General features: G+C 56.4%; 19 protein-coding genes. 9 read left to right on the top strand and 10 right to left on the bottom strand.

Annotation, left to right across the window (positions count from 1 at the left end):
• Nucleotides 1-12: 12 nt before the first annotated feature.
• The 4 genes from mepS to ACTJI7_RS09445 all read right to left on the bottom strand — a co-directional run bounded on the left by mepS (nt 13) and on the right by ACTJI7_RS09445 (nt 4,321).
• Nucleotides 13-582 (bottom strand): bifunctional murein DD-endopeptidase/murein LD-carboxypeptidase, encoded by a 570-nt coding sequence (mepS, locus tag ACTJI7_RS09460; protein WP_028013877.1) that lies wholly within the window; start codon nt 580-582, stop codon nt 13-15.
• Nucleotides 583-997: 415 nt separating this feature from the next.
• On the bottom strand, nt 998-1,711 hold the full coding sequence (locus ACTJI7_RS09455) for a phosphatase PAP2 family protein (protein WP_080461434.1): 714 nt from the start codon (nt 1,709-1,711) through the stop codon (nt 998-1,000).
• 33 nt (nt 1,712-1,744) lie between these two features.
• Complete coding sequence (locus ACTJI7_RS09450) at nt 1,745-2,731, bottom strand: CobW family GTP-binding protein (protein ID WP_048960965.1); 987 nt, start codon at nt 2,729-2,731, stop codon at nt 1,745-1,747.
• Nucleotides 2,732-2,854: 123 nt separating this feature from the next.
• Complete coding sequence (locus ACTJI7_RS09445; RefSeq protein WP_045629871.1) at nt 2,855-4,321, bottom strand: mannitol dehydrogenase family protein; 1,467 nt, start codon at nt 4,319-4,321, stop codon at nt 2,855-2,857.
• A 205-nt stretch (nt 4,322-4,526) separates the two neighbouring features.
• On the opposite strand from ACTJI7_RS09445, the gene uxuA reads away from it, so the two are divergent.
• A complete protein-coding gene (uxuA, locus tag ACTJI7_RS09440; RefSeq protein ID WP_192979356.1) occupies nt 4,527-5,717 on the top strand; it encodes a mannonate dehydratase in 1,191 nt (396 codons plus the stop codon).
• Between the two features lie 45 nt (nt 5,718-5,762).
• Here uxuA and yeiP read toward each other — a convergent pair whose 3' ends face one another.
• Nucleotides 5,763-6,335, bottom strand: coding sequence for an elongation factor P-like protein YeiP (gene yeiP / locus ACTJI7_RS09435; protein WP_008500940.1), 573 nt, complete (start codon nt 6,333-6,335; stop codon nt 5,763-5,765).
• A 162-nt stretch (nt 6,336-6,497) separates the two neighbouring features.
• On the opposite strand from yeiP, the gene ACTJI7_RS09430 reads away from it, so the two are divergent.
• The gene (locus tag ACTJI7_RS09430; protein ID WP_028013872.1) at nt 6,498-6,752 is read left to right on the top strand and encodes a YkgJ family cysteine cluster protein; all 255 of its coding nucleotides are present in this window, start codon (nt 6,498-6,500) and stop codon (nt 6,750-6,752) included.
• On the opposite strand, the gene setB is transcribed toward ACTJI7_RS09430, so the two are convergent.
• Entirely contained in the window at nt 6,749-7,930 is a 1,182-nt protein-coding gene (gene setB / locus ACTJI7_RS09425; protein ID WP_222563428.1) for a sugar efflux transporter SetB, read from the bottom strand. The two genes, ACTJI7_RS09430 and setB, sit on opposite strands and share 4 nt — an antisense overlap.
• A gap of 361 nt (nt 7,931-8,291) precedes the next feature.
• On the opposite strand from setB, the gene fruB reads away from it, so the two are divergent.
• Genes fruB through fruA form a run of 3 tightly spaced genes read left to right on the top strand, consistent with a single transcriptional unit; the run spans nt 8,292 to nt 12,062 of the window.
• Nucleotides 8,292-9,422, top strand: coding sequence for a fused PTS fructose transporter subunit IIA/HPr protein (gene fruB, locus ACTJI7_RS09420; protein ID WP_192978688.1), 1,131 nt, complete (start codon nt 8,292-8,294; stop codon nt 9,420-9,422).
• Entirely contained in the window at nt 9,422-10,360 is a 939-nt protein-coding gene (gene fruK, locus ACTJI7_RS09415) for a 1-phosphofructokinase (RefSeq protein WP_010433510.1), read from the top strand. Before fruB ends, fruK begins: the two co-directional genes overlap by 1 nt.
• Before the next feature lie 16 nt (nt 10,361-10,376).
• The gene (gene fruA / locus ACTJI7_RS09410) at nt 10,377-12,062 is read left to right on the top strand and encodes a PTS fructose transporter subunit IIBC (RefSeq protein ID WP_192978690.1); all 1,686 of its coding nucleotides are present in this window, start codon (nt 10,377-10,379) and stop codon (nt 12,060-12,062) included.
• 46 nt (nt 12,063-12,108) lie between these two features.
• Here fruA and nfo read toward each other — a convergent pair whose 3' ends face one another.
• Together nfo and ACTJI7_RS09400 are read right to left on the bottom strand one after the other, a co-directional pair.
• A complete protein-coding gene (gene nfo / locus ACTJI7_RS09405; protein WP_041909003.1) occupies nt 12,109-12,966 on the bottom strand; it encodes a deoxyribonuclease IV in 858 nt (285 codons plus the stop codon).
• A gap of 64 nt (nt 12,967-13,030) precedes the next feature.
• The gene (locus ACTJI7_RS09400) at nt 13,031-14,077 is read right to left on the bottom strand and encodes a YeiH family protein (RefSeq protein WP_028013867.1); all 1,047 of its coding nucleotides are present in this window, start codon (nt 14,075-14,077) and stop codon (nt 13,031-13,033) included.
• A gap of 97 nt (nt 14,078-14,174) precedes the next feature.
• Here ACTJI7_RS09400 and yieE point away from each other — a divergent pair, with 97 nt between their 5' ends.
• Entirely contained in the window at nt 14,175-15,041 is an 867-nt protein-coding gene (gene yieE / locus ACTJI7_RS09395; protein WP_045629869.1) for a DNA-binding transcriptional regulator YeiE, read from the top strand.
• A 158-nt stretch (nt 15,042-15,199) separates the two neighbouring features.
• Nucleotides 15,200-16,669 (top strand): amino acid permease, encoded by a 1,470-nt coding sequence (locus tag ACTJI7_RS09390; RefSeq protein WP_028013865.1) that lies wholly within the window; start codon nt 15,200-15,202, stop codon nt 16,667-16,669.
• Nucleotides 16,670-16,723: 54 nt separating this feature from the next.
• Here ACTJI7_RS09390 and ACTJI7_RS09385 read toward each other — a convergent pair whose 3' ends face one another.
• Together ACTJI7_RS09385 and fghA are read right to left on the bottom strand one after the other, a co-directional pair.
• Nucleotides 16,724-18,709 (bottom strand): ligand-gated channel protein, encoded by a 1,986-nt coding sequence (locus ACTJI7_RS09385; protein WP_126300529.1) that lies wholly within the window; start codon nt 18,707-18,709, stop codon nt 16,724-16,726.
• 268 nt (nt 18,710-18,977) lie between these two features.
• Complete coding sequence (gene fghA / locus ACTJI7_RS09380; protein WP_182033958.1) at nt 18,978-19,805, bottom strand: S-formylglutathione hydrolase; 828 nt, start codon at nt 19,803-19,805, stop codon at nt 18,978-18,980.
• A 138-nt stretch (nt 19,806-19,943) separates the two neighbouring features.
• On the opposite strand from fghA, the gene ACTJI7_RS09375 reads away from it, so the two are divergent.
• Nucleotides 19,944-21,092: a YbfB/YjiJ family MFS transporter gene (locus ACTJI7_RS09375; RefSeq protein ID WP_045259730.1), complete on the top strand. Its 1,149-nt coding sequence runs from the start codon at nt 19,944-19,946 to the stop codon at nt 21,090-21,092.
• A 102-nt stretch (nt 21,093-21,194) separates the two neighbouring features.
• Entirely contained in the window at nt 21,195-21,863 is a 669-nt protein-coding gene (folE, locus tag ACTJI7_RS09370) for a GTP cyclohydrolase I FolE (RefSeq protein ID WP_023330924.1), read from the top strand.
• Nucleotides 21,864-21,880 lie beyond the last annotated feature (17 nt).

Below are 21,880 nucleotides of genomic sequence, written 5' to 3'. Positions count from 1 at the left end.
ACAATTATCATATTAACTGCGGGTCAGTACGCGGCGCGCTTCGTTGTAGCGCTTCTTCCAGTACGGTTCATTCATGCTGGAAATGGTCACACCGCTGCTGGTGGAGGCATGTACAAACTGGTCATTACCAATGTAGATGCCCACATGTCGACCGGTAGAACCTGCACGGAACAGCACTAAATCGCCGGTGCGCAGTTTGGTACGTGAAATCGACTTGCCCATCTCCTGCTGTTCGTAGGTCGAACGCGGAAGATCTAACCCAAATTGCTCGCGGAAGGTACGCTGTACAAAGCCGGAACAATCAATGCCTTTTTTAGTGCTGCCGCCAAGACGGTAACGCACGCCTTTCCAGTCAGCATACTGGTCCATAATGCGGGACTTCACGTCCAGATTACGTACCATATTTTCAAATTCATCCTGAGAGGCTTGCAGTGAAGAGGAATCTTCCATTCCCACAACACGCGTCTCAGGATGCATATTCTTTGCGGTGTTCGATGTACTACATGCAGATAACAGTACCGCGACTGCTATCGCCGGGATCCCCCGTAAGATATATCTCAGAAACGGTTGAGATTTGACCATTTTGTTTATTTTCCCTTGAAGTCCTTAACGACAAATATCGTTATAAAAATGCCAAACGTGACGAGACTAATTATCTGTTCACATTGAGACAATTGTTTCTGGTGACATTTGTGGTGCAGCGCACAAAATTATTCACCATCGAAATAATTATCTCCATGGGGCAAAACGAGTTCGAGATTAACCGATTGCCAGGGCTATTGCGAGTAAAAAGAGCCTTTTTTTTATAAGAAATTGTGATACAGAAAGTAAAAATTTGTCATTGCACAAAATAGCGGCAGATCCGCCGCGTAATCGTGCAATTGATTCATTTTTATCACGAATGTGATGACAAGAATATGACAGAGCAGAAAGATCGCGGGAAGGGCATTATCAGGGATCGTGATGATCCCCGATAGTTTACGTTAAAAAACGGTAATTATTTGTTCAATTTTTGTTGCTTTCTACGCGGAAGATAGCGATCGAAAAGGGTAATTAGGCGATCGCTTAAAGGCGTCATCAGAACCCACGGCAGACCAATCAGCACCGCGGAAAGGGAACCCACGACAATATCCGTCAGCCAGTGCGCGCCAATCATCACGCGTGGGAAGGCAAATATCACCACAATAAGCAGGGCGATTGCGAACGCCTTCTTACCGAAATAGCGCAGCATAAACCCAGAAAAAATAAGCAGCATCATGCCGTGATCGCCCGGGAAACTGTCCTTCGAGGCATCTTTTGTTGGAATATGCAGCAGTTCACTCACGCGATAAATATTCGGGAAAGAGAGCGAAGGACTTGCACGTTTTACCGGCATCAGATGTTGCGCCAGCTGATTAATGATCACCGCAGCCAGAAGCATCACCAGTCCCATAATCATGATGCGGCGACGCCCCGTGTCATCCTCTTTGAGCCAGAAAGAGAGCATCAGGCAGCCCATGGCCAGCAGGGAAAAGCCGTCGAAGGCGCGGTTATTGGTAATTGCCACCAGCCACAGAAAGGCGTCACTCTTCACCAGCCCCTGGTTGAAGAAATGAAACAGGGATGAATCCAGCGGGAACCAGAAACCGTGATTCACCGGGATATACCAAGAGAAAAAGAGCGCCAGACCGGCGACATTAAGCAGTAGTATCTGGGGAATTCGAGTCGTCATAACGTTCTGCATTGAGTGAAAACTGGGGCAACGTTAGCCGCCCGAACTTAAACGAAGCTTCAACAGGCTGGACTGCAGGGCATTCCAGTCGGCGTTAACCGCACTAATTAACTCTATTCGGCTGTCAGGTGGCGCGACGTTTTGCGTTTCGATAAAGAAATCGTCGCCCTGGCGGTTGATCCGCACCAGCCCGTCTGGCGTGCGCATGATCCCTTTCACGCGGTCGACCGGCGCAAGCCTGGCCCACTCAAGGATGCCAATGGTGTCGAAAACGGTATCGGCATCGAAAATCCATCCGCAGGCCTGATACCCCTGACCGCTGTTAAGGTTACGACGCCAGCGCTGGTGTTCCGGCAGGCTAAGCGCGGCCAGACCCTGCTTTGCAGAATGGTGATGCGCATGCTCTGCACTGGCCGGGAGTTGCGCCAGGTTCAGGCGGGGAAGATCCAGCAGGGCGCTATCAATATTCCCCTGCGTGGCCTGCACCCGTGTCCGATTGCCGCCGAAATGCTGCCACCACGCGTCCAGCGCGGCCCGGCTTTCCGCCGTGGCGCGATCTTCTTTATTGGCGACAATAACGTCTGCTGCGGCGAGCTGATCGCGAAAGTTCTCATTGGCCACCGCTTTTTCATCCAGAAGCTGACGCGGATCGAGCAGGCACAGCGTGGCGCGAAGATCGATCCACGGCTCGTAAACCGGGGCGGTCAGTAAATCGAGGATCTGCTTCGGGTGGCCCAGACCGGTAGGTTCAATCAGCAGGCGGTCCGGTTTGCCCTGACGCAGCAGCGTATTGAGGCCTACCTGCATCGGTAAGCCGTTTACGCAGCACATGCATCCGCCGGGGATCTCTTTAATCATTGCGCCGCTGGATGACAGCAACGCGCCATCAATCCCCACTTCGCCGAATTCATTGACCAGCACGGCCCATTTCTCGGCGGGATCTTTATTCGCCAGCAGATGAAGAATAGAGGTGGTTTTACCGCTGCCGAGAAAACCGGTGATGAGGTTGGTTTTGGTCACGTGCGCTCCGCAAGAGAATTGTGATGCTATAACACTATGCTCTTATCCTGGCGAAAAACGGGCGCAATGAGAAGGGGGAGGGCGAACGGAGGCAATGTCCGTTCGCATTAAGCGCAATAATCGCTAAAGATTTAACGTTTCAATAACAGCCTGGCGTGCGCCACGGCGGGTGATGCGCTGGTAGGCCTGGCTAACAGCCTCAGCGAAAACGCTATTTTGCGCGAGATCGTGACCGAAGACCTCGCTCAGCCCCAGCAGCGCATTGACGCGGTCGGCGTCGCTGCTGGCCTCGACAATCGTGCGGATTTTATCGCTGAGGGGATCGCGAACGTCAATCGCGTTGCCGCGTTCGTCGAACCCGCTGACGTAGCGTATCCAGCCAGCGACGCCCAGCGCCAGCAGCGGCCATTCTGTTTTACGCTCAAGGTGGACGCGGATGCCATCCAGCATTCGCTGCGGCAGCTTCTGGCTACCGTCCATCGCGATTTGCCAGGTACGATGCTGCAGCGCCGGGTTAGCAAAGCGATCGATCAGGCTGTCGGCATAGGCAGTCAGGTCGACATCCTTTATACGCAGCGTAGGCGCCTGTTCATCCAGCATTAGCCGCCGGGCGGCTTCGCGGAAGGTGGCGTCCTCCATGCATTCATTAATATGCGCGTACCCGGCGAGATACCCCAGATACGCCAGGAAAGAGTGGCTGCCGTTAAGCATGCGTAATTTCATCTGCTCCCAGGGCAGAACGTCCTGCACCATCTGAACGCCCGCCACTTCCCACTCCGGACGCCCGGCGACAAAATTATCTTCCACTACCCACTGAATAAACGGCTCGCAGCTTATGGCGCACGGATCGTCAACGCCGAGCGCGTCGGCGATTTCCGCAAGCGAGGCCTCCGTCGCGGCGGGAACAATTCTGTCGACCATCGTTCCCGGAAAACTCACGTGGCCCTCGATCCACTCCGCCAGCGCCGGGGAGCGCTTTTGCGCCATGCCAAGCACCGCATTTTTCACCACGTGGCCGTTGTCCGGAATGTTGTCGCAGGAAAGCACGGTAAACGCAGGCAAGCCGCGCTCGCGGCGGCGATTAAGGGCTTCGACCAGGATCCCCGGCGCGGAATGCGGCTCAGCGGGATTTTCCAGATCGTGGACGATCCGGGCGTTTTGTAAATCCAGCTTACCGGTCGCGGGATCGATGCAGTAGCCTTTCTCCGTAATGGTGAGCGACACAATCGCCACCTGCGGCTCGCAAAACTTCTCTATTATCGCGGGCAGAGAGTCCAGCTTTGCATTCAGGCATTCATGTACGGCCCCGACAATAATCGGCTGATTTCCTTCAGCACCTTTCTCCAGCACGGTAAACAGGTGATCCTGCGCGCGCAGCTGGCTCATCAGCACGTCGCCGCTGAACAGGCTAATCTCACAAATCCCCCAGTCGCCGCCTTTTTCATTCAGCACCCGGTTTGTTAACAATGCCTGGTGCGCGCGGTGAAACGCACCGAAGCCGAAATGGACGATGCGGGAGCGCAGTTGATGACGATCGTAGCGCGGTTGTTGAACCTGGGCTGGAAGGGCGGTTGAGGCAATTGTCTTCATGAAATACACACCTGATTAACCATTAATTAACAATGCCAGTCTAAAGTTATATGACAGCAAATAAAATTGGTAAGCCGTAAATATCCCCGTTATGTGAGTTTGATCAATCAATGTGTGGCGGCGTGTTGACCCTTCACGGCAAACATGTATGGTAGTCGTCATTGCAGTAACCCATATTGGTATAACAACTTGAGAGGATGAGGCAATGGAACAAACCTGGCGTTGGTACGGGCCGAACGATCCGGTTTCTCTTGATGATGTGCGTCAGGCTGGCGCAACGGGTGTCGTCACGGCGATGCATCACATTCCTAACGGCCAGGTATGGCCGGTTGAGGAGATTCAACAGCGTCAGGCGCTGCTGGCGGAGAAGGGGTTAACCTGGTCTGTGGTAGAAAGCATTCCAGTTCACGAAGATATCAAAACCCATTCCGGGGAATACCGGACCTGGATTGCAAACTATCAGCAGAGCATTCGCAACCTGGCGGCCTGCGGCATTGATACGGTCTGCTATAACTTCATGCCGATTCTGGACTGGACGCGTACCGACCTGGAATATCAGATGCCGGACGGCTCGAAAGCGCTGCGTTTTGACCAGATTGCCTTTGCGGCGTTTGAGCTGCACATTCTGAAACGCCCGGGCGCCGAAGCGGATTACACCGCTGAAGAGCAGCAGCAGGCCCTTGAATGGTTCAATGCCGCCAGTGAAGCGGACGTTGAGAAGCTGACCCGCAATATCATTGCTGGCCTGCCGGGTGCGGAAGAGGGTTACACGCTGGATCAGTTCCGCGCGCGTCTGGCGGAATACGGCAATATTGATAAGCAGCAGCTGCGTGAAAACATGGCGTATTTCCTGCGCGCTATCGTTCCGGTTGCGGAAGAAGCCGGCGTGCGTCTGGCGGTACACCCGGACGATCCGCCGCGTCCTATCCTCGGCCTGCCGCGTATCGTGTCTACGATTGAAGATATGCAATGGCTGAAACAGACGGTCGACAGCATCTATAACGGCTTTACCATGTGTACCGGCTCCTACGGCGTGCGCGCTGATAACGACCTGGTACGGATGATTGAAACCTTTGGCGATCGCATTCACTTTACGCACCTGCGTGCGACCTGCCGTGAAGAGAACCCAAAAACCTTCCATGAGGCGGCGCACCTTGGCGGTGATGTGAATATGGTGGCGGTGGTCGACGCTATTCTGGCTGAAGAGGCGCGTCGCAAGCAGGCGGGCGATGTGCGTCCTATTCCGTTCCGTCCGGATCACGGACACCAGATGCTGGACGATCTGCGGAAGAAAACCAACCCGGGCTATTCGGCGATTGGCCGCCTGAAGGGGATGGCGGAAGTGCGAGGGGTCGAGCTGGCGCTCAAGATGACGAAATATCCGGAGCTTCTGTAACCGGAATTGTCGGGTGGCGAAGCCGCCACCCGACAAATGCCATAATCAGTCAGCACGACCCATATAGCGTTTTTCTTCAATATGGATGCGGATCTTCTCGCCAGCGGAGAGATATTCCGGCACCTGCACAACCAGACCGGTGGTCAGGGTCGCTGGTTTGTTGCGCGCACTTGCTGACGCGCCTTTGATGCCCGGCGCGGTTTCAACGATTTCCAGATCCACGGTCTGCGGCAGTTCAAGCGCCAGCAGCACGCCGTCCCAGGTCAGTACCTGCATGTCTGGCATACCGCCTTCAGGAATGAACAGCAGCTCTTCTTCGATCTGATCTTTGGTGAAGATGTACGGGGTGTAATCTTCTTTATCCATGAACACGTATTCGTTGCCGTCGATGTAGGAGAAATCAACGTAGCGGCGGGTCAGGGTCACGGTATCAACGATATCGTCACCTTTAAAACGTTCTTCCACCTTCAGGCCGGTACGCACATCGGCGAAACGCATTTTGTACAGCGTCGCTGCACCACGGGCGCTTGGTGCCTGAATGTCGATGTCTTTCACAATCAGCAATTTGCCGTTGTAATTCAGTACCATACCTTTCTTAATTTCGTTCGCTCTTGGCATTGCAGTAATCCTGTCTACGGGAGGTAAAAAATATCGCGCCAAATTACTCGCGCGCGGCCTTTCAGGCAAGTGGAATTCGTGGCTTTTGCTATCAATACGCAAAAGGTGTTACTGTGCGCCCGATGCCCGACTGTACGGGTGTTCGCCACCGAGAGAGCATGTATGGATTGTCGTCCAGATTGCGGCGCGTGCTGTACCGCTCCGTCCATTTCAAGCCCCATTCCAGGCATGCCTGAAGGCAAGCCCGCCAATACCCGCTGCGTTCAGCTCTCTGAATCCAACCTGTGTATGATCTTTGAGTCTCCCCTGCGCCCGAAGGTCTGTTCCGGGCTTCAGCCATCAGCTGAAATGTGCGGCAGCACGCGCGCGCAGGCAATGACATGGCTGCTGGAGCTGGAAGCGCTCACCGCGCCTTAAACGTCTTTGATCCTCGCCAGACAGCCAATCGTCAGCGTACACATCACCAGTGCAATCCAGAACACCGTGTGGTAGTTCCAGATCTCGGCAACGATACCGGCCATCGAGCCCGCGATAATCCAGCCCACGCGGGTGGTATTAGTATAAAGGGTGGTGGCGGCACCTGCCTGCCCCGGCATCAAATCCTGGAAGTAGAGCATGCCAATCCCCGCCAGGATGCCGATATACACGGCGTTCAGCAGCTGTAAAGCAAGAAGCAGGGCTGGCGTATGGACCGTCAGCATGCCAACGTAGAATAGCAGCCCGGCGACGGCCGCGATGCGCATTAAAAAACGCTTTCCAAAACGCTTCGCATAATAGCCTGCAATCAGCATGGTTGGGATCTCAAGACCCGCGGCGGTGCCCATCATAATGCCGGCCAGCTTCTCCGGCAGGTGTAGCTCATCAATAATAAACAGCGGCATGTTAATGATATACAGGCTGTTGGTGCCCCACATCAGCGTGCAGATAACAAACAGGAGCAGGGCATCGCGGCGGTTACGACGCGGCGCTTCCAGCACGCCCGTTGCCACTTTGGGCTCTTTGCGCATTGACGGCAGAAAAAACCATACCATTGCGCCGCACGCCACAAACGCGACCGCCGCGCTCAGGTACATCACCGTAAAGCCAAACCCCATCGCCAGCGCGTAGGCCAGCGGCGGGCCAATTACCCATGCCAGCGACACCTGAGCGCGCAATATCGAGCTGAACATCACCGCTTCCCGCCCGGTATGGTCGGCATGTTCGCGGGCAAGGGCAAACAGCTGCGGGTTGGCGGTTGAGCCAAAGCTGCTCAGAAAAACGCCGATGAACAGCAGAATGAAATAGTTACGGTTCCAGGCAAACAGGACGCAGGCCAACACCCCCATCAGACAGCAGAAAACGATCAGGCTTTTACGATCGCCTTTGCGGTCGGAACGACCGGCGAGAAACTGGCTGACAAGAATGCCGATGATGGCGCTTCCGGTAAAAAAGAAGCCAACCATCGCCGGACGGGCGTGAACTTCGTTGGTCAGGAACAGGCTCAGCGTCGGGGTTTGCAACGCACCGGCGATGCCCGTAAAGAAGGCAACAATCAGGAACGCCGTTGACGTCAAATCAAAGGGCTTCGGCGCGGTGGCCGCAGGGGTGTTATGCATGTTTTATAATTAGCGAGTAACAGAGAGGGGCGGAGTTTACGCCGTCAGTTAAAAAATAAACAGAGGGTGAAGTCAATTACCCCACGAAAAATCAAAATGGCATTTCAACTTACTCCCCACCTGGCTGAACTTAGCTGAAACTGGTTTGCTGAAGTTCAGCAAAATTTAGCTGAACGCAGAAGAAATGTGCAGTATCTCTAAATTCTGATATCGGAAATACGACATTTCTTGCAAGCCAATGCAGAAAGCGCAAGACTTTTTGAAACGTTTCAGCGCTATCTTGTTTTAACAAACGGAGCAGGCTAGCGCATTTTTTCTCATGTAAGCTGAAACGATTCACTTTCAGCAGGAGAGGAGAACCATGTTCCAGTTATCTGTTCAGGATATTCACCCGGGCGCTCAGGCCGGGGATAAAGAAGAGGCTATTCGTCAGGTTGCCGCTGCCCTTGTGCAGGCGGGTAACGTTGCGGACGGCTACGTAAACGGTATGCTGGCGCGCGAGCAGCAGACATCCACCTTCCTCGGCAATGGCATTGCCATTCCGCACGGCACAACCGACACCCGCGACCAGGTGCTCAAAACCGGCGTTAAGGTCTATCAGTTCCCGCAGGGCGTGCTCTGGGGCGACGGCCAGGTGGCTTATGTTGCTATCGGTATCGCGGCGAGCAGCGACGAACATTTAGGCCTGCTGCGTCAGCTGACGCATGTCCTGAGCGATGACTCCGTGGCGGAACAGCTGAAGTCTGCAACAACCGCTGAAGAGCTGCGGGCGTTGCTGATGGGCGAAAAACAGAGTGAAGCGCTGAAGCTGGATAACGACACGCTGACGCTGGATGTTGTGGCCTCCAACCTGGTCACGCTGCAGGCGTTGAACGCGGGTCGCCTGAAAGAAGCGGGTGCCGCTGATGCCACCTTTGTGACGCGCGTGATTAACGATAAACCGCTGAATCTCGGCCAGGGCATCTGGCTGAACGACAGCGCTGAAGGCAACCTGCGCAGCGCAATTGCAGTGAGCCGCGCCGCCACCGCGTTCGACGTTGAGGGCGAGACAGCAGCCATGCTGGTGACCGTGGCGATGAACGATGAGCAGCCGGTTTCGGTGCTGAAGCGTCTGGGCGATCTGCTGCTGAACAATAAAGCTGAAAAACTGCTGAACGCCGATGCGGCGACCGTGCTGGCGCTGCTGACCAGCGACGACGCGCTAACGGACGACGTGCTGAACGCCGAGTTCGTGGTGCGCAACGAACACGGCCTGCATGCCCGTCCGGGCACCATGCTGGTCAACACCATTAAACAATTTGAAAGCGAGATTACCGTGACCAACCTGGATGGTTCGGGCAAACCGGCCAACGGCCGCAGCCTGATGAAAGTCGTCGCGCTGGGCGTGAAGAAAGGCCATCGCCTGCGCTTCACCGCGCAGGGCGCAGATGCTGAACAGGCGCTGAAAGCAATTGGCGACGCCATCGCGGCAGGTCTGGGGGAGGGCGCATAATGAGCAGACGTGTTGCGACTATTACGCTGAACCCGGCTTATGATCTGGTGGGGTTTTGCCCGGAAATTGAGCGCGGCGAAGTTAACCTCGTGCGTACCACTGGCCTGCATGCTGCGGGCAAAGGGATTAACGTCGCGAAGGTGCTCAAGGATCTCGGTATTGACGTCACCGTGGGCGGATTCCTCGGTAAAGATAACCAGGATGGCTTCCAGCAGCTGTTCAGCGAGCTGGGCATTGCCAACCGTTTCCAGGTTGTGCAGGGCCGTACCCGCATCAACGTTAAGCTGACGGAAAAAGACGGCGAAGTGACCGATCTTAACTTCTCCGGTTTCGAAGTGACGCCAGCTGACTGGGAGCGCTTTGTGACCGACTCCCTGACCTGGCTGGGCCAGTTCGATATGGTGTGCGTCAGCGGCAGCCTGCCGTCCGGCGTCAGCCCGGAAGCGTTTACCGACTGGATGACGCGTCTGCGCAGCCAGTGCCCGTGCATTATCTTCGACAGCAGCCGCGATGCGCTGGTGGCGGGTCTGAAAGCCTCTCCGTGGCTGGTGAAGCCAAACCGCCGCGAGCTGGAGATCTGGGCAGGCCGCAAGCTGCCGGAATTAAAAGATGTGATTGAGGCCGCCCATGCGCTGCGCGAGCAGGGTATTGCTCACGTGGTGATCTCGCTGGGTGCAGAAGGGGCGTTGTGGGTTAACGCTTCAGGTGAATGGATTGCCAAACCGCCGTCAATGGAAGTAGTGAGCACCGTTGGCGCAGGGGATTCTATGGTTGGCGGCCTGATTTACGGCCTGCTGATGCGTGAATCCAGTGAACATACGTTACGTCTTGCCACCGCCGTTGCAGCCCTGGCCGTGAGCCAGAGCAATGTCGGTATTACCGATCGTACCCAGTTAGCCGCGATGATGGCGCGCGTTGACTTAAAACCTTTTAACTAACAGCAGGAGAGGAATAATGAAAACGCTGCTGATCATTGACTCCGGTCTCGGACAGGCTCGCGCCTACATGGCGAAGACCCTGCTGGGCGCGGCGGCACAAAAAGCACACCTGGACATCATTGATAACCCAGGCGATGCCGAACTGGCGATTGTCCTGGGCGATAAAATTCCCGCTGACAGCGCGCTGAACGGCAAAAAAGTGTGGCTGGGCGATATTAATCGCGCGGTGGCACACCCGGAACTGTTCCTGAGCGAAGCGAAAGGTCACGCGACCGTCTACAGCGCGCCTGTCGCGGCGGCTCCTGCTGCGGCCTCGGGTCCGAAACGCGTTGTCGCGGTCACGGCCTGCCCGACGGGCGTGGCGCATACCTTTATGGCGGCTGAAGCCATTGAAACCGAAGCGAAAAAACGCGGCTGGTGGGTGAAGGTTGAAACCCGTGGCTCCGTGGGGGCGGGCAATGCCATTACGCCGGAAGAGGTCGCTGAGGCCGATCTGGTGATTGTGGCGGCAGATATCGAAGTGGATCTGGCGAAATTTGCCGGCAAACCGATGTACCGCACCTCTACCGGCCTGGCGCTGAAAAAGACCGCGCAGGAGTTTGATAAGGCCCTGGCAGAAGCCAAACCGTATCAGGCCACCGGCGCAGTAAAAACGCCGACCGAAGGCAAAAAAGAGTCTGCGGGCGCATACCGTCACCTGCTGACCGGCGTGTCCTACATGCTGCCGATGGTGGTTGCGGGCGGCCTGTGTATCGCACTGTCGTTCGCGTTTGGTATTACGGCATTTAAAGAAGAAGGGACGCTTGCGGCTGCGCTGATGCAGATCGGCGGCGGTTCAGCGTTCGCGCTGATGGTGCCGGTGCTGGCGGGCTTTATCGCCTTCTCCATTGCTGACCGTCCGGGTCTGACCCCGGGTCTTATCGGCGGTATGCTGGCGGTGAGCACCGGCTCCGGCTTTATTGGCGGTATCATCGCCGGTTTCCTCGCGGGTTACGTCGCGAAGATGATTAGCTCGAAGCTGAAGCTGCCGCAGAGTATGGAGGCGCTGAAGCCAATCCTGATCATTCCGCTCATCTCCAGCCTGGTGGTCGGTCTGGCGATGATTTACCTGATTGGTAAGCCGGTTGCGGGTATCCTGGCGGGCCTGACCCACTGGCTGCAAACCATGGGCACGGCGAACGCAGTGCTGCTGGGCGCAATCCTCGGCGGCATGATGTGTACCGACATGGGTGGCCCGGTGAACAAAGCAGCATACGCCTTTGGCGTTGGCCTGCTGAGTACCCAGACTTACGCGCCGATGGCGGCGATCATGGCGGCCGGTATGGTGCCACCGCTGGCGCTTGGCCTGGCGACGATTATTGCCCGTCGTAAGTTCGACAAAGCGCAGCAGGAAGGCGGTAAAGCGGCGCTGGTGCTGGGCCTGTGCTTCATCACCGAAGGTGCGATTCCGTTCGCGGCGCGTGACCCAATGCGTGTTCTGCCGTGCTGTATCGTCGGCGGCGCGGTAACGGGTGCCATCTCCATGGCGATTGGCGCGAAGCTGATGGCGCCGCACGGCGGTCTGTTCGTCCTGCTGATCCCTGGCGCCATCACCCCAGTACTGGGTTATCTGCTGGCGATTGTTGCCGGTACGCTGGTGGCAGGCCTGTCTTACGCGGTGCTGAAACGTCCGGAAGCGGAAGTTGTGGCAAAAGCAGCGTAAGCACTAAGCAATAAAAAAGCCGGGTGCTAATGCAACCCGGCTTTTTTTATGCCGCCTGTTCTGCGGTTTGCTGAGCCTTCAGCCAGGCAATCTCCTCCGCCCAGATATCCGGATTGATGGTTTCCAGCACCATCGGAATACCGTCGAAGCGGGCGTCCTGCATAATAAAGCGGAAGGCATCGTGACCGATATTGCCTTCGCCCAGGCTGTGGTGGCGGTCAACGCGGCTGCCGAACGCGCTTTTCGCATCGTTCAGGTGCATACCGCGAAGATATTTAAAGCCAACAACGCGCTCGAACTCCTCGAAAGTATTTTTCGTGGCCTCGGTGGTGCGCAGGTCATACCCGGCGGCAAACGCGTGGCAGGTATCAATGCATACGCCCACGCGAGACTTATCTTCCACGCCGTCAATGATTGCCGCCAGATGTTCAAACCTAAAGCCGAGGTTGCTGCCCTGACCAGCCGTGTTTTCAATCACTGCGGTGACGCCTTTGGTTTTATCCAGCGTCATGTTGATGGATTCGGCAATGCGCGCCAGACAGGCATCTTCATCAATCTGCATCAGATGACTACCCGGATGGAAGTTCAGCAGCGTCAGCCCGAGCTGTTCGCAGCGCTGCACTTCATCAAGGAACGCCTCGCGGGACTTATCCAGCGCTTCCTGCACCGGATGCCCGAGGTTAATCAGATAGCTGTCGTGGGGAAGGATCTGGCCCGGCCCGTAATGGTATTTTTCACAGGCGGCTTTGAAATCGTCAATGACCTCAGCGGTGAGCGGCGCGGCGCGCCACTGGCGCTGGTTTTTGGTGAACAGGGCGAAAGCGGTCGCCTCAATTTCGGCGGCGCGAATGGCGGCATTCGCCAGGCCACCTGCAGCGCTGACGTGCGCTCCAACGTATTTCATAAAAAAACTCCTGTTAACCCGAAACGCTTATGATAGCGGGTTAACAGGAGAAGGACGAGATGGTTTATGCCATCAGGCTGTGCACGGCGAGGTTAATCGCACCGCCGCCGACAATCAGCCAGATGAAGAGCACCAGCGCCATCAGCAGCGGCTTCGCACCGGCTTTTTTCAGCGCGCTGACGTGCGTGGTCACCCCCAGCGCCGCCATCGCCATCGCCAGCAGCACCGTATCCAGCGTCACCAGCATCTCCACTACCGCTTTTGGCAGCAGGTGGAAGGAGTTAAAGATAGCGACAACGATGAACAGGATCGCAAACCACGGAATGGTGATTTTGCTCTTCTCGCTGCCGCCAGCCGGTGCCAGCTGTTTAACACGGGCCGCGAGGAAAATCAGGAACGGGGCCAGCATCATCACGCGCAGCATTTTGGCAATGACCGCCGCGTTTTCCGCTTCCGGGTTAATGGCGTGACCTGCCGCCACCACCTGCGCCACTTCGTGCATGGTTGAGCCAATATAGATGCCGTAGGTTTCCGGGCTAAACCAGTGCGCCACCAGCGGGTACATGGCCGGATACAGGAAGATTGCCAGCGTACCGAAGATAACCACCGTCGCGACCGCCACCGTCACTTTACTGGCTTCGGCTTTAACGACGGGTTCTGTTGCCAGCACTGCCGCCGCGCCGCAGATGCTGCTGCCTGCGCCGATTAACCAGCTGGTTTGCTTATCCAGGCCAAACACTTTCTGACCGATAAAGCACGCCAGTAAAAAGGTGCTGGTCAGTGTCAGGACGTCAATGGCAATCCCGCTGACGCCCACGTCCGCAATCTGCGAAAAGGTGAGACGGAAGCCGTAAAGGATAATCCCGAGACGTAATAAATGCTGCTTGGCGAAAATCACGCCGCCGTCACAGGATTTCCAGATGTGGGGGTAAACGGTGTTCCCGACCACCATGCCGAGCAAAATGGCCAGCGTTAACGCGCTGAACCCTGCACCGGCCACTGCCGGAATACTGCCGCCCCATAAGGCCACGCCGGTGACGACGGCGCTGAGCGCAAGGCCGGGCACGAAGTGCCACACTGTACGATGATGTTGTAAGGTGATTTCTGACATAACCTTCTCCTTTGTCTGGCTAAAGGTTACGGCGCGCTGGCTTAAAAATAAAATTGATTATATATTTATAATCAATCTTTATAAGTGGTAAGCAACCATGCACATTACATTGCGTCAGCTGGAAGTGTTTGCCGAGGTGCTGAAAAGCGGCTCGACGACCCAGGCGTCACAAATGCTGGCGCTCTCGCAGTCTGCCGTCAGCGCGGCGTTGACCGATCTCGAAGGCCAGCTGGGCGTCCAGCTGTTTGACAGGGTAGGGAAGCGACTGGTGGTCAACGAACATGGCCGCCTGCTTTACCCGCGCGCGCTGGCGCTGCTGGAGCAGGCTATTGAAATCGAGCAGCTGTTCCGCGAGGACAACGGCGCGATCCGCGTTTTTGCCAGCAGCACCATCGGCAACTACATCCTGCCGGAAGTGATTGCCCGCTACCGCCGGGATTTCCCGACCCTGCCGCTGGAGATGAGCGTGGGTAACAGCCAGGACGTGATCAACGCGGTGATTGATTTCCGCGTGGATATCGGACTTATCGAAGGTCCTTGCCACAACGTCGATATCATTGCCGAGCCCTGGCTGGAGGATGAGCTGGTAGTGTTTGCGTCTCCGGCCTCGTCGTTATTGCAGGGCGAGGTGACGCTGGAGCGGCTGGCGCAGGCGCAGTGGATCCTCCGCGAGCAGGGTTCCGGCACGCGCGAGATTGTCGACTACCTGCTGCTGTCGCATCTGCCGCATTTCCAGCTGGGAATGGAGCTGGGAAACTCAGAGGCGATTAAGCACGCGGTGCGTCATGGCCTGGGCATCAGCTGTCTTTCCCGGCGGGTGATTGCCGAACAGCTGGAGACCGGATCGCTGGTGGAAATCCCCGTTCCGCTGCCAAAACTGGTGCGCACGCTGTGGTGCATCCACCATCGTCAGAAACACCTGTCCAGTTCGCTGCAGCGTTTTCTGCGCTATTGCGAGATGTAAAAGCGCCCCTCACCCCAAAGGGGAGAGGGAAAAATAATGCGTTACTTATAATCCTGGACGCGTCATGAAGCTCTCTTATAACAGGGTATTTCTGCCGGAAGGAACGCAGATCGTCTGCTACAATCGCGCCTCATTTATTAAATGGACAGCATTTTCACATGGTTTCAGAAACTAAAACCACAGAAGCGCCCACGCTACGTCGTGAACTCAAGGCGCGTCACCTGACGATGATCGCCATTGGCGGCTCAATCGGTACAGGTCTTTTCGTTGCCTCTGGCGCAACGATTTCGGCAGCCGGCCCGGGTGGGGCATTATTCTCTTATATCCTGATTGGCCTGATGGTTTATTTCCTGATGACCAGCCTGGGCGAACTGGCGGCATACATGCCGGTGTCAGGTTCGTTTTCGACCTACGGACAAAAATACGTTGAGGAAGGCTTCGGCTTCGCGCTGGGCTGGAACTACTGGTACAACTGGGCCGTCACCATCGCCGTGGACCTCGTCGCTGCGCAACTGGTGATGACCTGGTGGTTCCCGGACACGCCGGGCTGGATCTGGAGCGCCCTGTTCCTCGCCGTCATCTTCCTGCTGAACTACATCTCCGTGCGCGGCTTTGGCGAAGCGGAATACTGGTTCTCTTTGATCAAAGTGGCCACCGTCATCATCTTTATCGTCGTCGGCGTGGCGATGATCGTGGGTATTTTCAAAGGGGCTGAACCTGCGGGCTGGAGTAACTGGACCATCGGCGATGCGCCGTTTGCCGGGGGCTTCTCGGCGATGATTGGCGTGGCGATGATTGTCGGCTTCTCCTTCCAGGGCACGGAGCTGATTGGTATCGCGGCCGGTGAATCCGAAAACCCGGAGAAGAACATTCCGCGCGCGGTGCGTCAGGTGTTCTGGCGTATCCTGCTGTTCTACGTGTTCGCTATTTTGATTATCAGCCTGATCATTCCGTATACCGATCCAAGCCTGCTGCGTAACGACGTGAAAGACATCAGCGTCAGCCCGTTCACCCTGGTCTTCCAGCACGCGGGCCTGCTCTCAGCGGCGGCGGTAATGAATGCGGTGATCCTGACGGCGGTGCTGTCGGCGGGTAACTCCGGCATGTACGCCTCCACCCGTATGCTTTATACCCTGGCCTGCGACGGCAAAGCGCCGCGCATTTTCTCGAAACTGTCCCGCGGCGGCGTACCGCGCAACGCGCTGTATGCCACCACGGTGATTGCCGGCCTGTGCTTCCTGACCTCCATGTTCGGCAACCAGACGGTGTACCTGTGGCTGCTTAACACCTCCGGGATGACGGGCTTTATCGCCTGGCTGGGCATTGCCATCAGCCACTACCGTTTCCGTCGCGGCTACGTCATGCAGGGTCATGACCTGAATAACCTGCCGTACCGTTCAGGGTTCTTCCCGCTGGGGCCGATTTTCGCCTTCGTTCTGTGCCTGATCATTACTCTGGGTCAGAACTATGAGGCCTTCCTTGCGGACACCATTGACTGGGGTGCCGTCACGGCGACCTACATTGGTATTCCGCTGTTCCTGATCATCTGGTTTGGCTACAAACTGACGAAAGGAACCCGCTTCGTTCGCTACAGTGAAATGGATTTCCCGGAACGATTTAAACAATAACCGCGCTTCCTCTCTTTCAGCCCGCTCAACCGAGCGGGCTTTTTTATGGGCAGATCAGAAGCTGTAGGTCATGCCAACCGTATAGCGACGCCCGTCCAGCACGGTGTCATACGTGTCGTAGTCAATCTGCTTATCCAGCACGTTATACACACCGGCGGTAACCAGCAGGTTTTTGTTCGCGTTGTAGCGCAGACCGACATCAACCTGAGTGTAGGACGGTGTGCCCTGGGACATTGACGTGCGGCTCAGGTACTCAGACGTTTTACCGCGAAGGTTCAGACGGCTCCAGAAACCTACGTCGGGCGTCGCCTGCCAGTCCAGGGTAGTGTTGAACATGTGCTTCGGCATCTTGTTCAGCGGCTTGCCTGAGAACTGACCGCTCTTCTGCTCAGATTCGGTATAGGTATAGTTTGCGGTCCAGTTTACATCGCGCGAGATTTTCCAGCCGAAGGAGGACTCCACGCCGCGCATGTTGGCTTTGTCCACGTTAACGCGGTCGCTCACGAAATCATAGCTGTGATCGCCAATCGTACAGGCGGGATCGGCGCTGCTGTTACAGCGGCGAACTTCCGTAATCTTGTCCTTGAAGTCGGTATTAAACAGCGTCACGCCGGCATTCAGGTTATCGTTGTTATCCCAGAGCAGGGCGAGCTCTTCGCTCAGGCTCTTCTCTGGTTTCAGATCCGGGTTGCCAACGATGATACCGTCAAGACGGCCGCCACCCGTTACCTGGCCCCAACTGGCAGACGACTGCCGCAGATCCGGCGCACGATAGCCAGCCGAAACCCCGCCTTTCAACGTCCAGTGATCGGCCAGGTGCCATACGCCGTAACCGCGCGGCGTCCAGTTCGTCCCGTAGTTTTGGTCTTTGTCCATACGCAGGCCGCCGGTCAATGTAAAGCTTTCCGTCATTGACCATTCATCTTCGGCAAACAGGGCCCAGCTCCAGCGCGTCAGTTTGTTCAGGCCGTCCGCAGCTTCCAGCTGATTGCCCTCGTCGCGCAGTTTCTCATACCGATACTGCCCGCCGAGGGTCAACGTATGATCGCCGAGGAAAATCTGGTTCTGGTTGTTGAAGGTGGTGTTATACGAGCGCATTTTGCGACCTGGATTATTGGTCTCTTCCTGCTGGATATAGCTGGTGGTATTGAAGTCGTCGTAATACCCGCTGTGGGTTAAGGAGTAAGTTGTGTGCTCATAGCGTGAGTCGCTTTTAGTATTTGGCGTACAGGTCGTTCCCCGGCAGGTTTCAGCCGCTTTCGACATCCCTGGCGTGCTGTTTCTGTCCTGAAGCTCGCGAGCAAAATCAAGATCGAAATCGTTCTTCTCATCCGGGGTGAAGTTCAGGGTAATGCCACCGTTACGCATTTTCTGCTCGTTATACCCGTTCACGATTTTATCTTCGGCGCGGCGTGACAACAGCCCCGTCACTTTTGCGCCAAGCAGACCGTCAATCAGAGGACCAGAAGCGTAGGCGTTGGTCTGGAAGATATCGCCGGAATCATGGTTTTCCTGGAAGGTTGCATCGCCGTGCAACGAACCGGTCCAGGCTTTAGTGTTTGAGACTTTTTTGGTAATGACGTTGATGACGCCACCCATCGCATCGGAGCCGTAAAGTGAGGACATCGGGCCGCGGATAACCTCAATGCGCTCAATGGACTCCAGCGGCGGCAGCCAGCCTTGTTCAATACCCGAGTTGTCGCTGTTTGGGCGGGTGCTTCGCGTACTGACGCGTTTGCCGTTCACGAGGAACAAGGTGTACTGAGATGCCATGCCGCGAATGCTGATATCACTGCTACTCCCGCCGCCGGTGACGACCACGCCCGGGACGTCTCTCAGGGCATCGGTAACATCACGGTAGGCTTTATCTTCAATCTGCTGTTTCGAAATAACAGAGATGGAGGCGGGGGCATTCTGGATCTTTTGTTCAAAACCCGTCGCGGTGACGACAACGGTGTCCTGATCGGCTGCGTGAACGAGAGGGGTGAATGTGGCAGCGCCAACGGCGACGGCCAGGAGCTTAATGCGGGGTATTGTCATTTGTACATTCCGTATAAAAATGAATAAAACTCCATCGGGATAACCCTGAGAACTGTATGTTTTTGTCTTTTAAGAACTCTTTAAGATGGAGAAGAGCCTGGAATTGTACAAAAGAATGAAGAATTGTAAACACAAATGATAATTGAAATCATTTGTGTTTGAGGAGAGTGAAAGGAAACCAGCCTGGATTCAAGCGGATAGAACTATGTAAATGAGGGGGAGGGGAAAGGCCCGGTATGCAGGAGGCTACCGGGCAAAAAGGCTGAACTTACCTGAACAGATGTACCGCATGGAAGCGGAGATGATCTTCAATAAAGGACGCCATAAAGTAATAGCTGTGATCGTATCCCGCCTGAATGCGCAGCGTCAGCGGCCAGTCCTTCTGGCGCGCCGCTTCAGCCAGAACCGCAGGCTGTAACTGTCCGGCGAGGAACTGATCCGCATCGCCCTGGTCGATAAGCATCGGAATCGCATCTTCCGGCCGGCTTGCCAGCATCAGCGCGCAGCTATCCCATTCCTGCCATTTTTGACTGTCGTCACCCAGATAGTGTGTAAAGGCTTTTTGCCCCCACGGCACCTGCGTTGGGTTCACAATCGGTGCGAATGCCGACACGCTGGCGTACTTGCCCGGATTTTTCAGCGCCATGATTAACGCCCCGTGCCCGCCCATGGAGTGCCCGGTGATGGCGCAGCGGTCGCTCACCGTAAATTCGGCCTTAATCAGCGCAGGCAGCTCGTCGCGAATGTAGTCATACATGCGGTAATGGCTCGCCCACGGCTGCTCGGTGGCGTTGAGATAAAATCCGGCACCTTTGCCCAGGTCGTACCCGGCATCGTCCGCCACATCATCGCCGCGCGGGCTGGTGTCGGGCATCACCAGCGCAATGCCCAGCTCGGCCGCAATACGCTGCGCGCCCGCTTTGGTAGTGAAGTTTTCGTCATTACACGTCAGGCCTGAAAGCCAGAACAGAACCGGCGGGTTTTCCGTCGGGGGCAGGAAAATGCTGAACGTCATGGCGCAGTTCAGCGTGGTGGAGTCGTGCCGCCAGCGCTGCTGTCGACCTTCAAAACAACGGTGCTCTTCGAGCAGTTCCATGCAGGGCTCCTTAATGAGAATAGCTATTCATTAGAGCCATAATACAGCGTTTTCATTTACCTGTGAGCAACTTTCACTTTCGCGGAGCGGCGAGATGCTGCATCATAAATTTACTTTTCTTTAACAATTGGAGCTGTCATGGCGCTGCGTATTGCGCTTAGTGGGTTTGTCGTTCTGGTGGTGGCGATGGGGATAGGGCGCTTCGCCTTTACGCCTCAGGTGCCGCTGATGATTGCCGCCGGGCAACTCACGCTCACCAGCGCAGGTCTGGTGGCGGCGATGAATTATCTGGGCTATCTGGTGGGCGCGTGGGATGCCATGCGGGCGCACCGCTTTGTTGAAACGCGACTCTGGCTTGGCATCACCGGTGCGGTTGCGCTGACCCTGCTCTCCGCCGCCGCGGATAACGCGGTTGTGCACGGCCTGCTGCGCTTTGTGATTGGCTGCATGAGCGGCTGGTCAATGGTGCTGATTGCCGCCTGGAGCAACGAGCGGCTGGGGCAGTTGGGTAAACCGGGGCTCAGCGCTGCCGTGTTTGCCGGTCCTGGCGCGGGCATCGCCCTGAGCGGCCTGCTCGCGGTCTATATTCAGGCGAAATCCCTTTCGGCCGGTGCGGCGTGGCAAATCTACGGCGTGCTGGCGCTGGTATTGGTCGCGCTGGTGGCGCGCTATCTGCCGCGTTCCGGACAGCTTCATCGACCCGGCAGCGCGCCAGAGCCGCTGTTGCTGACGACGGATCTCAAGCGCCTGGTCTGGAGCTACAGCCTGGCGGGATTTGGCTATATCCTTCCGGCGACCTTCCTTTCGCAAATGGCGGCGGTGCGTTTTCCCGGCAGCCTGTTTGCCCAGTTTGTCTGGCCGATTTTTGGTGCCGCGGCCGTGGTGGGGATTGCGCTCAGCATTCTTTTGCGCCACACCTCAACGGCTAACCGCAGGCTGGCGATAGTGCTGTGGTTACAGGGGGCGGGCGTGCTGGCAGCCTGGCTGCTGCCGGGCATTGGCGGCTTGCTGACGGGCGGGCTGCTGGTCGGCGGCGGGTTCCTCTGCGCGGTGCAGCTCTCTCTTTTATACGGCCGCGAGCTGGCACCGAACCACACGCGCTATATGGCGGGGCTGCTCACCACCGGGTATGCCATCGGGCAATTGGTGGGGCCGGTGACCTCGGCGTTATCAACCTGGCTAACCCACCGTCTGGAGCCTGCGCTGGGGCTGGCTGGCGTTGCGCTGTTTGTCGCGGGTGCCCTGGTCTGGAATCGCCACGCTGAAAGGCAACAGCAATTGCAATAATTATCGTCGTGAATACTGGATTATGTGCGTCGCCTCACGCACAATGAGCGCATACTTTTGCCACAACGAGGGCGAAAGACGCCACACCTGCAGGAGAACAAAATGTCATCACTCAGTAAAGAAGCTGCCCTGGTCCACGAAGCCCTGCTCGCGCGCGGTCTTGAAACGCCACTGCGTCCGCCCGTTCAGGATATGGACAATGAAACCCGTAAAAGTCTGATTTCCGGGCATATGACCGAGATCATGCAACTGCTGAATCTCGATCTGAGCGATGACAGCCTGATGGAGACGCCCAAGCGTATCGCGAAAATGTACGTTGACGAAATTTTCTCCGGACTGGATTACGCCAACTTCCCGAAAATTACCGTCATCGAAAACAAGATGAAGGTGGATGAGATGGTGACGGTACGAGATATCACCCTGACCAGCACCTGCGAGCACCATTTCGTGACCATCGACGGTAAAGCGACCGTGGCGTATATCCCGAAAGACACGGTGATTGGCCTGTCGAAGATCAACCGTATTGTGCAGTTCTTCGCGCAGCGCCCTCAGGTGCAGGAGCGTCTGACGCAGCAGATCCTGATCGCGCTGCAAACGCTGCTGGGTACCAATAACGTGGCGGTCTCTATTGATGCGGTGCACTACTGCGTGAAAGCGCGCGGCGTGCGTGATGCGACCAGTGCGACCACCACCACCTCGCTGGGCGGCCTGTTTAAATCGAGCCAGAACACCCGCCAGGAGTTCCTGCGCGCCGTGCGTCACCACAACTAATCAGACAGGGCAGGGAC

This window comes from Enterobacter sp. 22499 (assembly GCF_052044815.1).
Taxonomy (GTDB): Bacteria; Pseudomonadota; Gammaproteobacteria; order Enterobacterales; family Enterobacteriaceae; genus Enterobacter; species Enterobacter bugandensis.
The sequence above is the reverse complement of the archived record's forward strand: the minus strand, read 5'-3'. Positions and strand labels throughout refer to the sequence as shown.